Annotated in this window: 10 protein-coding genes; 8 read left to right on the top strand and 2 right to left on the bottom strand. The window is 67.3% G+C overall.

What is annotated here, in order from left to right; translation table 11 throughout:
- Nucleotides 1–136 precede the first annotated feature (136 nt).
- Entirely contained in the window at nucleotides 137–4,090 is a 3,954-nt protein-coding gene (locus ACIHCL_RS33600) for a CHAT domain-containing protein (RefSeq protein ID WP_399867999.1), read from the top strand.
- A gap of 9 nt (nucleotides 4,091–4,099) precedes the next feature.
- Nucleotides 4,100–5,107 carry a hypothetical protein gene (locus tag ACIHCL_RS33595; protein ID WP_399867997.1) on the top strand — a complete coding sequence of 336 codons (1,008 nt, stop codon included), beginning with the start codon at nucleotides 4,100–4,102 and terminating at the stop codon, nucleotides 5,105–5,107.
- Between the two features lie 217 nt (nucleotides 5,108–5,324).
- Here the strand turns inward: ACIHCL_RS33595 and xerC are convergent, their stop codons facing one another.
- Entirely contained in the window at nucleotides 5,325–6,986 is a 1,662-nt protein-coding gene (gene xerC, locus ACIHCL_RS33590; protein ID WP_399867995.1) for a tyrosine recombinase XerC, read from the bottom strand.
- Complete coding sequence (locus tag ACIHCL_RS33585) at nucleotides 6,983–7,663, bottom strand: transcriptional regulator (protein WP_399867993.1); 681 nt, start codon at nucleotides 7,661–7,663, stop codon at nucleotides 6,983–6,985. The genes xerC and ACIHCL_RS33585 overlap by 4 nt, the downstream gene beginning before the upstream one ends.
- 131 nt (nucleotides 7,664–7,794) lie before the next feature.
- Between ACIHCL_RS33585 and ACIHCL_RS33580 the strand changes: the two genes are divergently transcribed.
- The 6 genes from ACIHCL_RS33580 to ACIHCL_RS33555 all read left to right on the top strand — a co-directional run bounded on the left by ACIHCL_RS33580 (nucleotide 7,795) and on the right by ACIHCL_RS33555 (nucleotide 14,201).
- Nucleotides 7,795–7,989, top strand: a complete 195-nt coding sequence (locus ACIHCL_RS33580) for a hypothetical protein (protein ID WP_399867991.1) — start codon at nucleotides 7,795–7,797, stop codon at nucleotides 7,987–7,989.
- Between the two features lie 215 nt (nucleotides 7,990–8,204).
- Entirely contained in the window at nucleotides 8,205–9,440 is a 1,236-nt protein-coding gene (locus tag ACIHCL_RS33575; RefSeq protein WP_399867990.1) for a DUF3631 domain-containing protein, read from the top strand.
- 195 nt (nucleotides 9,441–9,635) lie between these two features.
- Nucleotides 9,636–10,442: a DUF2637 domain-containing protein gene (locus ACIHCL_RS33570; RefSeq protein WP_399867988.1), complete on the top strand. Its 807-nt coding sequence runs from the start codon at nucleotides 9,636–9,638 to the stop codon at nucleotides 10,440–10,442.
- A gap of 222 nt (nucleotides 10,443–10,664) precedes the next feature.
- Nucleotides 10,665–11,183: a plasmid mobilization relaxosome protein MobC gene (gene mobC / locus ACIHCL_RS33565; protein WP_399867987.1), complete on the top strand. Its 519-nt coding sequence runs from the start codon at nucleotides 10,665–10,667 to the stop codon at nucleotides 11,181–11,183.
- Nucleotides 11,180–12,682, top strand: coding sequence for a mobilization protein (locus tag ACIHCL_RS33560; RefSeq protein WP_399867986.1), 1,503 nt, complete (start codon nucleotides 11,180–11,182; stop codon nucleotides 12,680–12,682). Before mobC ends, ACIHCL_RS33560 begins: the two co-directional genes overlap by 4 nt.
- A 67-nt stretch (nucleotides 12,683–12,749) precedes the next feature.
- A complete protein-coding gene (locus ACIHCL_RS33555) occupies nucleotides 12,750–14,201 on the top strand; it encodes a hypothetical protein (RefSeq protein ID WP_399867984.1) in 1,452 nt (483 codons plus the stop codon).
- The last annotated feature ends 24 nt before the right edge of the window (nucleotides 14,202–14,225 follow it).

Here is a 14,225-nt window from a genome sequence, read left to right as displayed (position 1 = left end):
AGTTCGCCGGTGGTCCCCGGTTTCCCGGCGATTTTCATCGCTGACGCCCCGGCCCGAGTAAGGTGCCCTTGTTGCCGGAGCAGTGCGGGGAGGGGCAGCAGTGGCACGGGTAGAGCATCAACATTTCGTTGCTGTCGTGGAGCAGTTGACTGCACGTTGGCTTCGGGGGAATGAGCGGGAGTTGCCGCTCGAGAGACGTGCCGGACTCATCGGGGAGCGGGCCCTAGACGCATACGAGAGCACGGGGCAGGAGGGAACCCTGCCTGACGCCGTCGCGGCGCTCGGTGCGGCTACTGCCCTCGGCTCCGACCTTCCGACGCTGCGGAGGCGGCTCGATCGCCTTCCCGACGTACCCGCCCCATATGCCGTGCCCCGAAGCGCCGAGCCCCAGGGACAAGTCGAACATGATGCAGACCGGTTTGACGAGCTGCGTGACCTGCTTCGCGTGCACGCGGACGGGAACCGAACCGCCTATCGAGTTCCTCGGCCTGCCCTGACAGCCGCCCGCGGCTACGAGAGTGAGATTCCCAGTCTCTCTCTGCTGATCCTCACTTGTCAGATCCGCGACGCGCTGAACGCATCCTCGGACGAGGCCGACGACGCCCCTACTGCGGGGCACATCCAACTCTCCGCCCTCGACCGTACCCGACTCCTCCGGTCAGTCAGCGCCCGCGACACCGACGCACTGGACCAGGCAGTCGACAGGCTACAGACGGCCATCGACTCCAGCACCGATGAGCCGCTTCCTTGGGCATGGAGCTTCACCCTCAGCGATCTGGCTCAGTCCCTACTGCTGCGCTACGAGGCTGTTGGGCAAACTTCGGACCTCGAGCGCGCGGTCGACAACGCCCAGGCGGCCATCCGGCTCGCTCAAGGAGCCGGTGAGCGTGACGCGTCCCTGGTGTGGACGGGCGTGCTCGGGGCCGCGCTGTGGATGCGGTACGAAGCTGGAGGTGACGTCGGAGATCTGAAAGCCGCAGCCGATTCTCTGTGGGAGACCACAAACCCGAATTCTCTGCGCGTCGAACAAAGCGCGTGGACAAGCTGGTTGTGTGCGGTCGGGGCTCTGCAGCGGTATCACTACGCGCTCTCAGATGAGAATGCCTACCTGGACAGGGCTTACGAGACCCATGTCAGCCTCGCGCGCGCACGGGAATCACGCGATGTGCACGGCATCCAAGGTGTTTCCATCTCACCGGCGGTGTACGCGAGTCTCGGCTACAGCTGCCTCGCCATGTACGAACGCTCGGTCGAGCCGGACCTCCTGGACAGAGCGGCGGCCGCCCTCGATGATGCCCTCTCCCTGACCGGTTCCGGTGAGCTCGACCCGGCCGAATGGGCGGAGTGGACGGGGGCGTTCGTCACGGCCCTTCGGCTCAGCTTCGAGCGACAGGGCAGCCTCACCCTTCTGGAACGGCTGATCACCATCCTCACCCGCGCCCTGGAATCCCCCGCCCTACCCGAGTTGAGCCCGGCCCGTATGACCTGGCTCGGCACGCTCGGTGAGGCGTTGCTGTGGCGCTACGAAATAACCGATGCCGCATACGACTTGCGCACAGCTCGCGCTTTTCTCGGCCGTGCTCGGTCTTTCGCAGCGCTAGCCGCCGCACACCACGCCGAGTACCTGCGCGCCAGCGACCTGCGCGCTTTGGACAACGCGGTCCTGACCGCCGTCGCAGCGGTGCGTGCCGCCGTGAGACCGGACGGGGCGCACCTTCCGGCGGCCTTCGAGCTCGCCCAGTGCTTACTCGCCCGTGCCGACGTGCTGCGCGCACCGGCCGACGCAACGGTCGCCGCCGATCTCCTCAAGCACTGCCTACTGTGGTCCGATCAGCCCTCCGAAACGATGGCGCTGCAGACCGTCGAGTACGGACGTTCCCTACTGACGGCGCACGACCTACGGACGTTTCCGGCAACGGCCCACGACGAGGACGACCCTCACAGCGTCCATGCTCTCGACACTGCCGCGATGGCTCTCATCGACGTACTGGTCGATCCTCGCTTCCACGAGAGAGTCAAGACGCGAGCCGCCAGCTTCTTGGAGCGAGCCATGGCACTGGCCACGGAACGCATGGCTCGTGCCGAGCGACGTGGCCAAAGGGACTACGGCCACAGCACCGAGACCGAAGTGTGGCGGCGTGCCCGCGCCGTACTAGACGCGCGGGCCACGTCACACGGGCGTCCTCATCGACCGCGGACGACGGCCGAACTTCGGAACAACGTTGAGGCGATCCGCGACGAGATGCACCACCGCGTCGTTGAGGTGGTGATGGGACATCCCGGCTCCGGACCCGTTGAGCAGGCCCGACTCGTCGCCGCCGAGACGGACGTACTGGCTCGCTGGTGTCTGGAAGCCGGTGAGCGCTACGCCGCTCTGGAAGTCGTCGAGTCGGGGCGAGCCGTACTGACGGCGGCAGCGGCCGGAGCTGATATTCTCGGAGCCCGGAACAGTCGGCTGGGGCTTCGATCACCGCGTGGGCAAGGGCTAGACACCGAACTTGCGGTTTACTCTGACGGGAGTACCTCGGAGTCCGGCGTCCCGCACCGCCAACTGTCCGAGATCGTCAGGGAACAGCGCCTACTGCCCTTGCCGGAAGGCATGCGCGAATCCTTGCGCGACGTCTTCAACGACGTTGCCTCCGCACCAACCCCGGAAGACATCTCCGAGTGGTGCGGTTCCCTCGGCATTGATGCCGTGGTGCACCTCCTGGCAGGTCGGCACTGCGGATGGGCTCTGGTCGTCCACCGGGACGGGCATATCACCTCCCTGCGACTGCCCCTCCTTCTGCTGCACGCACCCGAGTTGGTGAGCTTCACGGCAGCGCACAACGAGCAGCTACGCGCCGGGGAAGCTGTCAACCCACCGGCCGACTCGTCCTGGCGGAAGGCGCTTCACGGCGTCTGCGATTGGGCGTGGAAGGCAGCGATCAGAGAACTCTACGAACATCTCACCGCAGTGGAGATTGAGGACACTCCACGTGTCGTTGTCATTCCGTCTGGAACCCTCGGCCTCGTCCCCTGGCATGCGGCCCGGCACCGTGCGAAAACGCTTGGAGGGTGGGAGTACCGCTTCGCGATTGAATCAATGGCGTTCAGCTACGCGCCATCGGCACACGCTCTGTCCTGGTACACCTTGCGCGCATTCCTACCGCTCACGGGAAGCGGCGTGGTGGTCGTCGACCCAACCAGGGATCTGCCGCATGCCCGCCAGGAGGGCGAGGACCTATACCGCTGGTATTACTCCAAAGGACGGCGGTTCGGCGGGTCCGGCGAGCCCGGGTCGGTTCCCGCCACACCGCGAGCGGTGCTGTCCGCGCTGAGCGACCCGGTCGGTAACCCCGCGCCCGCCTACCCGGTGGCCCACTTCGCCTGCCATGCGCGCAGTCGTGCTCTGGCCACCGAGTCGCACCTCGTGCTGGCAAACGGACAACGGCTAAGCGTGTCCTCGGTCCTCGACCGGCTGCGCGGGGCGAGCCAGGGGCCGAGCCTCGGCCCGTTGGTCGTCCTATCGGCCTGTGCCACGGCCGTACCTGGCACTCACTATGACAGCGCATTGAGTTTGGCTACAGCGTTCGGATCGGCGGGCGCCGCGGCCGTGGTGGGGTCGCTGTGGGCGGTGGACGATGCAGCGACCGCCTCACTAATGCGGGACTTCCACACGCTGCTCAACTTGGAGGGACTGCCGCCCGCCGAGGCACTGCGCACAGCGCAACTGCGCGCTCTGAGGGAGGCCCGGGCGGGGACCCGAGGGAAGAAGACCAGGGCCAAAGCCCCGGCTGGAGACCCTTCGTACTGGGCCGCGTTTGTCCACCAGGGCCTCGGGTACACGGCGCCGCCCGGGGGCTCTGTGTCCTCAGCTGTCGCTACGCTGCCGGAACGCTGGGGCACGAGCGCTGACACAGAGGCATCAACCGACGGCCCAGGGCTTCGGCTGCCGATTTTCGCGAGCCTCCCCGGTCCGGATCCATCCGCCATCGTGTGGAGGTGCCCAGTGGCCGATTGCTCCGAAGAGGCAAACGGTGACATGGACTCCCCCTTCGACGCCGACTGCTGCCCGGTCCACCCCGGCAACGCTTTCGTCCTGGCTTAGGCGGCAAAGTTGGGCGACCTGGTCAAAGGACTGCTCGAACCCATCGCGAAGCGGTGGAGCGCGGTCATGGGCGGGCCTCTGCTCCTCTTCTGGTTGGCGGGCGTACTGCTCATGCTGTGGATGCGCGGCTCAGGCACTCACCCATGCCGCACACCTGGCTTCGCCGCCGACGTGCCGTGCACGATCGCCGCGCAGCGACCATGGGGGGCCGTCGTCCTCACGGCGGCGGCAACCGCGGTCGTGGTGATGTCCGCGTGGGCGCTGACGGCGTCGGCTGGCTTCGTGCTTGAGGTGCTCGCTGGCCGTTGGGGCACCTCCCGGATCGCGCTCACGTACACCCGGCACCGCATGGCCCGTCATCACGCCCGCCGCAGTGACCTGGCCGCCTGGCGCCATGCCCCACCAACTGGTCTGGCCGACGAAGACCTGGATGCCTGGAACAGTCAGAACGGTTGGCGCGCCACACGAAGGCGGGCCGCGTACGCGCGGTACCCACGGGTGAGCGACCCCCAGCACCTGCTCCCTACGGCTATGGGCAACGCGCTCGTCTCGGTGTCGGCCGAAGTGCACCGCATGTACGGACTCGACCTCGCCGTCTGCTGGGAGCCATTCGTCAAGGCCCTGGAGACACCCGTCCGAGACGAACTCACCGCCGCCGCAACCCGAGTGTTTGCTCGGGTGCAGGGTCTGGTGTGTGCGGCTACCGCTGCCCTCTGGGCGATCGTGATCCCGGGGGTGCTGCCGCGGCTGCTGTGGGTGGCGACGTGCGCACTGCTTGTCTGGGGCTCCCATCGTTCTCTTCGGGCCGGCGTCGACGCGTACTGCCGTCACGTGACTGGCCTTTTCGTTGTTCACCGTGTTCGGCTCTACCGAGCGCTGGGACTCGCTCCGCCCGCTACGGCACAGGACGAGGTGAGCTGCGGAACAACCCTGAGCGCCGTGCTGTCCCGTAGCCTCCGCGCCAGTTCGGCATCGGTACCGTACGGATGGGCGTCTCCAGGCGACTCGGCCGCCTAGCAGAACGGATTCAGCACACATGAGGCCGGGAAACCCCGCGAACACGTGAGAACTACGGAGGGGTGTTTTCCCAAGCCAGACGTTCCACAGTCGGCGTTTCCGCAGGTCAAGGACCCGCCCAAGGAAAACTCCTAAAGCGGGTGTCGCAGGTTCGAATCCTGCCGGGGGCACAACGCGTTACCGCTCTGACCTGGGGTTTATCCCCCGGGGAGGGGTTCTACTCGGCCTCGGACTCCTCGTCCGGGGCCGTTTGCGTGAGCGGTGCGTGAGCGGACGGGGAGCCGCTCTCCCCAATCCGTCCCCACGGATCAGCATCATCCGGCACGGACTCTTCGGCCTCGCAGGGCTGGGTGCCCGCCCCGGACCGGGTGTCCTCGGCAGTGGCGCGCGCTCGCGGCACAAGCCGGGTCGCGGCCTCCGCGATCGCCAGATCCGCCTCGGGGAGCAGACTCGTGTACGTGTCCGACGTGATGGTGATCGAGGAGTGGCCGAGCATCTCCTGAATGTCCTTGAGGCCGGCACCGGCCGCGTGAGCCAGAGTGGCGGCACCGTGACGGAGGTCGTGGAGCCGGATCGGCGGGAGGCCGATCTCCTCGTACAGCTCGATGAATCGCCGCGTGACGTTGGCAGGGTGGAGCAGTTCTCCGTTCTCGCGGGTGAAGACCCTGCCGGTCTCCACCCAGGCACTCCCCCACTTCTCGCGGTCCTTGTCCTGCTGAGCGCGGTGCCGTTTGAGGGCCTGGGCCGTGTCGGAGTCGAGGGCAATGGTGCGCGCTCCGGCATCGGTCTTGGGATCGTCCTCGTACACCTCCCAGCCGTTCACCACGAGTTGCTTGGCAACCGTGAGAAGCCCGGCGTCCAGGTGGGTGTCGGTCCACCTCTGCCCGCATGCCTCGCCTCGCCGAAGTCCGCGGAAGGCGACGAGGTGGAACAGCGCGTACAGGCGGTCCTCGGCTACATGGTCGAGGAATTGGCCGGTGTGTTCCGGCGTCCAGACCATCACCGGCGAGGGCTTCTCGCCGGTGCGCTTCCAGTGGAGGATGCGCTCCTCGGTCCATACAAGCGCCTTTGGGCGCCTACCCGCGTCCAACTCGACGTGGGCAGCCGGGTTGAAGGTGATCAACTGCTGGGCGATCGCGACGTTCAAAGCGGCCCGCAGCGTGGAGCGAACGCGCTGGCGCGTAGCCGGGCCGACGATGCGGCGGTAGGGATCCATCTCAGCGATGGCCGCCTTCGTCGCCTTACGGCGGGCGCGGGGCTCTCGCCCCTTCCAGGGGATCTGTGCGAGATCCTCGAACGCTTTGTGTCGTGCGGCGTTCCCCTCGGCGATCTCCACGTTGGCCTCGGCTATGGCCTCGAACATCTCCGACAGGTGAGTGACCCGAAGGCGGTCGAGCCGTAGGTGTCCGATGCGCGGCTGAAGGTGGACACGAATGTTGCTCTCATCGCGGCTGATCGCGCTCTGCCGCCCCTTCTTGCCTGCCAGCCAGATATCCAGCCACTCACCAACCGTGAGACGGCTGGTGAGGTCCAAGCCGTGGCTCAGCCGCCGACGGGTTGACTCGATGTCCGGCAGTGGGGCCTTCTCGTCTGCCACTTTCTCCAACAACTCGGCGATCTGATCCAGACCTTCGGAGTCGTCGGCGTCAGCAAGACCGAGAAGCGCGCGTATGTGGTCGAGGTCGGCTTGCGCGGCTTTGAGGCTCTCGTAGCCGGCACGGCTGAAGGAGCGGCGGGTTCCGTCGGGACGGGGCGGGAGCTCCTGGCGTACGGAGTAAGAGCCGTGCTTGCGGCCGGCGAGCCTGGGGCACTTCTTGCCGAGCGGCTTGCCGGTCTTGGGGTCGCGGCAGTAGCAGCGGCGATGGGTGGAGCCCTTCAAGTGCGTTCCTCCGGGGTGGTGTCAGGGGCCCATTCAGGCGGGTCTACGTCGTGGAGTGCGGATGGGAGGTCGGGGGGAGTGGCCCCGTCTTCGCGAAGGTCCCGGCGCAGGTGGCGGAGCTTGTACTTGGCGCTGATGGCCTGGTCGGCGTACGCGGTCCGTTTTCGTTCGGCTTCTTCCTGCTGGGCGCGGCTGGTTGCCGTCTTGGCCGCGAACCGCGCCTGCTCCTCTTCTTCGAGCGCGGCCAGGGCGGTGCGTACGAGGCTCGTGTGGGCTTCGAAGTCGGGCACGAGGCCCGGGTCGTACCCGAAAACTTCTTGTTCGCCGGTGAAGCGACGCAGGGCGTCCCAAGTAGGGACGAGGCTCTGGAAGGGGAGCTCCTGGGTCTCCTCGACGTAGCCGACCGGGAAGATCAGACAGGCCGGGTACGTCTCCAGCGCGGCGGCCAGAACGAGGACGTCCACCAGCGGCAGGCCGGCTCGGCGGCCGGACTCCATGTTGGCGATCACGTTGCGCGGGATCGGGTGTCCGAGCTGCTCGCACCGGTCGGCCAGGTCCTGCGCGCTCCACCCCATCTCCTTCCTTCTCCGGCGGACCTCACCGGCCACGTTCGCCTGGACCCTGTCCACCCACTCCGGGAAGTCGTCCTCTTCATCATCCGAACGGTGTTGTGTCATAAAGACACATTAGCTTGAGGATGCTGATTGGTAGACGCCTGGAGCCGGACGTGATGACCGCGTTCGCCGAGGGCTGTACCTAAAGGGATGCCGCATGCGCGAAAACACCGCCGGGGGGGCCGTCCAAGGGAATGAGCTGGGAAGACTTGCTGGCCCTGCCGGTAGCCGTTGACCTGGAGACCAGCAACCGTGCCTTGGGGCTCGGCCGAAGCAAGGGGTATGAGCTGGCGAAGCGGGGCGCGTACCCGTGCAAGGTCCTTCGGCTCGGCAACGCCTACCGCGTCGTGACCGCAGATCTGCTGGATCTGCTCGGGCTGGCGGCATGAAGGGACGGCAGCGTAGCAAAGCGTTCTGCGTTGAGCTGACACAGAATCGCTGGACTGTTGGCGGGTGGGGACGTACGGTCCGTGTTCCCTCGGGGTACGAAGTGGGCCTCCGGCGAGGCAACGCCGGAGGCCCGAGCAGCCCCGAACGGCCCTGGAAGAACCAACCCGGCGGCAAGGGCAGGCAAGCCCGCCACCGCCAGACGAGGAGCTGCCCCGTGGAACACGCGGGAACTGAGCCCTATTCCACCCCTAACAAGCCCTCCTGGCCGCCGGTCGCCATACCCGGCCAGTCGACGGGCCGCCCCGCTTCACCGGGAGAGCCGCCCGCAGCCGTTTCCGAGACTGCCCCGGTATCCGAGGGGGATCAGGTGCTGATGGAGCTGCTGGAGCAGATCCGCCGTTACGTCGTACTGCCGAGCGAGGAAGCGTTCACGGCCGTGACGTTGTGGGTGGCGGCGACTCATCTGCAGACGGCATGGCAGCACGCTCCGCGACTGGCTGTGGTCGGGCCCGCAAAACGGTGCGGCAAGTCTCGGCTGCTGGACGTGATCACCGAGAGCGTGCACGATCCGCTGATCACGGTCAACGCCTCGGCCGCTGCAGTGTTCCGGTCGATCACCGTTACACCGCCCACCCTGCTGGTCGACGAGGCCGACACCCTCTTCGGCTCCGCCAAGGTCGCGGAGAAGAACGAGGAGATGCGTGGCCTGCTCAACGCGGGACACCAGCACAACCGCCCCACCCTCCGGGTTTCCGGACCCAACCACGAGGTCGCGAAGTTCCCCACGTTCGCCATGGCGGCCCTCGCCGGCATCGGCGACCTGCCGGACACGATCATGGACCGGTCGATCGTCATCCGGATGCGCCGCCGCAGGCCGGGCGAGAAGGTGGCGGAGTTCCGTACCTTCCGTGACACCCCGCCCCTCCACGCGCTGCGCGACCGGCTCGTCGCCTGGCTGACCCCGCTGCACGCCGAGGCGATGGAGCTGACACCGGCCATGCCGGTCGAAGACCGCGCGGCCGACACCTGGCAGCCGCTTGTGACCGTCGCCGACCTCGCCGGCGGGACGTGGCCCGACCTCGCCCGCACTGCCTGCCGGGTCATGGCCAAGCACGAGGCCGAGCAGGACCAGGACAGCAGCAGCCTGGGCATCCGCCTCCTGGCCGACATCCGCCGCGCATTCGCCACCGAAGGCAATCCGACGGCGCTACGCACCAGCCGACTCCTCGACATCCTCAACCAGGACGCCGAAACGCCCTGGCCGGAGTACACCACCAACGGCCTGACCCCTCGGGGCCTGCAGATCCTGCTCAAGGAGTACGGCATCAGCTCCGCCCCACGCCGCTTCCACGGCAACGTCCAGGCCCGCGGATATGCCCTCCTGCATTTCACCGACTCCTGGGCGCGCTACTGCCCCCAGCCCGTACCGGAAGTCACGACCGGGACCTGACCCGGCACGACCCGTCGCGACTCGTCTCCGCGCAGGTCAGAGCGGTGACGAGTCGAGAACCGGAGACGGGTCGACTCGATGTCGCCGCCGCACCCGTACCTGCTCTGACCAGGCACGCGACAAGTCGCGACGGGTCTCTCCCACCCACCGCCGGTCCCACGCCAGACCCACCTCCGTATTCCTGGAGCGCTCCCCTTGTCTTCCCCCACCCTCACCGCAGTACCGTCCCCTGCCCCGGTGCCCTTGGCCGCAGCGATCCGCACGGGCGTGGCACTGCTGGCCGTGGCCGCCTTCGCACTGTCCTACGACGCCCTGCGTCAGATGGCCGCCGCCAGCCACATCCACCCGGCGCTCACCTACGCCTTCCCGCTCGTCATCGACGGGTTCATCGCCATCGGGATCGGCGCCCTGCTCGTCCTGCGGACCGCTCCTCTGTCCGCCCGCCTCTACGTCTCGACGCTGGTCGGCATCGCCACCGCCACAAGCATCTGGGCCAACGTCCTACACGCCATCCGCCTCAACCAGCAATCCCGCCACAACGGACTCGCCCTCGACGACTTCACCGTCGGAGCCATCTCCGCCATCGCCCCACTCGCCCTGGCTGGAGCCGTCCACTTCTATCTCCTCGTCGCCCGGCGCCCCACTATCCCTGACCGCCACAACCCCGACCGCCACGAACCCGCCGAGGAACACCAGATCAGCCCGCTCGCGCCGCCACCCGCCACGGACACCGACGACGACGTGCCGGGGCAACTCGCGAAGCGAGGGACGGAGATCCCACAGCAGTCTGGGAAACCGGGAAGCAAACGGCCGAGCGTTTCCCGAGAGGAGGCCGTGGCCATCGGCCGCTCGGCTCCCCTAGGACGAGCCGGCCGTGCCTCGCGCCGCAGCATCGAGAAGGCCGTCAGGGACAAGGGATTCGGGATCTCCCGGAGCCGTCTGGACGAGGTCAAGGACCTGCTGCAGGCCGAGCTGGACGCCGCCACCACAAGCACCGGTTGAGACGCGCAGCCCACGTCCCCCAGCCCGTTCCTCCCGCGAATCAGGACGGGAGGAACGGGCCCTCTCCCTCCACCACCACTTGCAGGAGCCCACATGCACAGCCCCAACCACGAACCCTCGTCATCCAAGCACCAGCTGCCCTCCTCCCCAGCACCAGGCGGAGCAAGGTATGGCGTTGGATCGTCCAAGGGCCGGTCCAACGCAGGTACCTCCGCCCCGGGGGTGGCGGAGGGACTCGGGCGCCAGGGGGCGCCCGAGCACGAACAGCCCGTCGGCAGCACCGCCGTTTCGCCATCACGCGCCGCCGAAGCCGCCGCACTGCATCGCGTCGCCCGACGCCGACAGCGCAAAGAGACCCAGCGCCGAGAGCGCGTAGACGTCCGCTACAGCACCGATGAGAAGGCCGCCATCTTGGCCATGGCTCAAGCGCTGAACATCGCCGCAGCCCACTACGTCGGCGCCGTCGTCATGGCCCACATCAACCGAGACCTCGCCCTGTCCAGCCAACGCACCTCGCTCGACGACTACATCGACGAGCTGACCGCTCTCCGTGGCGAGGTCGCCAAGATCGGCCACAACATCAACCAGATCGCCAGGAAGCTCAATTCCGGCGACCGCCCCCGCCTCGGGGACACCGCCTCCCTGGCCCAGGCCGAACGCAGCCTCGCCGCGGTCGGCACCGCTGTCCGCCACATCGCGGCAGCCACCAACCAGGCCGCTGCCGCAAAGGGCCACCGGTGATCGCCAAGATCAGCAGCGGCAAGAGCACCGCCGGCCTCATCCGCTACCTCTACGAACCAGGCCGCGCCAACGAACACACCGACCCCCACCTCGTCGCCTCCTGGGACGGCTACGCCCCCGACCCCGGCCGCGCCGACGACATCGCCACGACCAGGAAGCAGCTCGTCGCCGACCTCGACCTACGCGTCAAGCAAGCCGACCGACTGGGCCGCGCCCCGAAGCAGCACGTGTGGCACTGGAACGACTACCTCACCGCCGACCGCGAACTCGCAGCTGTGGAGACGGAGTACGGACTCCACCAGGTCGCCCGTGGAGACCGCACCGCCGCCAAACGCCCCACCCGAGCGGAACAGGAGAAGGCCCACCGAAACGGCCAGGCCAAGACCGCCCGCGAACGCCTGCGCGCGGCCGTCCGAACCGCTGTGGCCGCCGCTGCCAGCTTGGAAGAGTTCGTCCTTCTGCTCAGCAACGTCGACGACATGTTCGTAGAAGTCGTGTACTTCCCATCCGGTGACGTACGCGGCTACAAGGTCGCGCGCACAGACAACACCAACGCGGACGGTGAGCCCGTCTGGTTCTCCGGCTCCGAACTCTCCCCCGACCTGTCCTTTCCGAAGATCCGGGAACGCCTCAACGACCTAGACCCCCGGCCCATCGAGCAGCCAGGCCGACGCAACCCCAACCCTTGGCACCAGGCCACCGCCGCCGCCGAACGCATTCCCCACCACCTCGACCAGGACGGTGACGTAGCCGCGCAGAGCCACTTGGCAGCCTTCGGTGAAGCCCTCGATGCCCTCCCACTCGTTGCACCACAGGACCTGCGATACCAACTCCGTCAGGCGACAGCCGCATTCGAGCGCGCCACCCGCTCACACATCCACGTCGAACACCACCACACGCGCGCCCTCCGCAGCGCCGTACGGACCATGCTCCGCGAGCCCGTCCCCAAGGACGGCACTGCCCTGGCGATGTTCCTCGACGCTGCGATCCTCGTAGTCACCGCCTCCGCCCGTTGGCACCAGCTCCACCACCACGACCATCAAGTAGCTGCCGCGCAGCAGACCCTTATCCACCTTCAAGCCGCTTACGACCAGGTTGCAGCCGAGCCACTGGCCGCCCTCGCCCTGAACCGGCCACCACAGCAGACCGTGGACCGGCACATCCGCCACCTGCGCCGAGCCATGCCCGAGCACGCCGAACAGATCGTCCAAGATGCTGCCTTCAGCACTCTCGCCGGCGCCCTCGCCAAGGCCGAATCCGCCGGCCATGACCCCGAAAAACTCCTCCGGCAGGCCGCCGACCAGCGTGCCCTGGATGACGCCCGCTCCCCCGCAAGGACACTGACCTGGCGCATCCAGCGCCTCAGCGCCCGCCAGACACCCAGCGCACGAACACATGCGGCAATGGCCCGTAGCTCAGCACAGCGCTCCGCGGCCTCGGCCCACGCAGCAGCCGTCGCCCCGGCCCCGCAGCCGTCACGCACGCGGCGGCACGGATAACGACCCCGCAGACAGCCAAGGAAATGTTTGGCGACGGGCTGAGTAGTGATCCACGTACGCTCCGTGCATGGTTTACATAGTCGCGCTCAGCGCCGAGGAACTGGACCGCATCGATACGGACTTAAGGATTAAACAGTCCTTTACCAAGACGGTCGCCGTCGCTTCCCTCCCTCGCGATCAGACGCCCCGTATCACCCTGATCGTCACGCGGTCTTCCACCGAGCGCGACCAATGCCCGCTGCTCTGGTTGGGAGTCGTGCGGCGGCCCCGAGGGGAGAAAGTCGCGGCCGTCGATTCCCGAATCACCGTTGAGCTGGTGCGGGAGTGTCCCGTCCAGGTCCTTATGCGCCAGTTCCTCCACAGGGTGCCCCTTCACGTACGGCACGCCCTCGTACGTGCTCTCTCAGGCGAAGTGACCGTGCTCGGAGACGAGGACTCGGAAGAGGTGCTAAAGGCCCTCGCGCGGCAGCACGAACTGCTGCACAGGACACTCGACTTCCTTGGGGAGGCGGCCGAACCCGATCCGTTCGATCCTCGGCGCGTCGAGGATCGCTCCTGGCAGGAGCAATACGACATGACCCGGCTGGGTCTGGCCATCGGCAACATCCCTCCATCGCGGCTCGCGGCCTGGCGGCGTCCGAGTGACCCTGCCGCCCCTTACCTGGCCGGGCTGATCCCGGAACCGTTCGAACAGGGCATGATCGAGAACGACGCGCGTCACATCGATATCGGCACAGATGTGTTCACTGAAGCGGGGTGGCCTTCCGGAAGCCGCGCCACCGGGGCCTCATTCCGCTGCGACATCCAGGTCTTCGAACACCTCGGGAGCCGGATCGAGGTGGCGAACATCAACGCAACGCCGGTTGAAGCCCGACTCGGCGCAGACCTGATCTACTACCACGAGGCCACTCAGAGCTTCGTTCTCGTGCAGGCCAAACGGCTTCCCTCGGTCGCGGGCAGCCGATGGATGTACGTGGACAAGCAGCTGCTCGGGCAACTCGACCGCCTGGACCAGGTAGCCATGTTGAGCAAGAACCCGCAGACGCCCCACGAATGGCGGCTGGGTTCAGACCCCTGCTTCGTCAAACTCGCCTACTGGCCGCTGGAGGAAAAAGTCGATCCCGGTCCGGCGCCAGGCATGTATCTGCCGGTGCCGTACGTGCGACTGCTGCTGGATGACGACGTGACGCAGGGACCGAACGAGGGCACACGACTCGGGTACGGATACGTCGACCGGTACCTGGGGAACACGCAGTTCACTGAGCTCGTCAAAAATGGGCTCGTTGGCACAGTGGGCACTACCCTCGACGACCTGAGGACGCTCGGCATGCAGCGGGCAGAGGAGGGAATGTCCGTGGCCATCGTCGTGGACCGAGCCACCGCCCCGCCGCGCGAGACAGTCAAGGAACGGCACAGGCGCAACCACGCCCGAGGGTACGACAAGACCCTCGCCACCAGGATGCGCAACAGGAACTCCCGGAATCCCGGCACCGGACAGCAGTCGCTGTTTGGGCCTTGAAATCAGCCACGGCTGGCCGCCGGC

The sequence above is a fragment of the Streptomyces sp. NPDC052042 genome (genome assembly GCF_044548345.1).
In the GTDB taxonomy this organism is placed as follows: Bacteria; Actinomycetota; Actinomycetes; order Streptomycetales; family Streptomycetaceae; genus Streptomyces.
The sequence above is the reverse complement of the archived record's forward strand: the minus strand, read 5'-3'. Positions and strand labels throughout refer to the sequence as shown.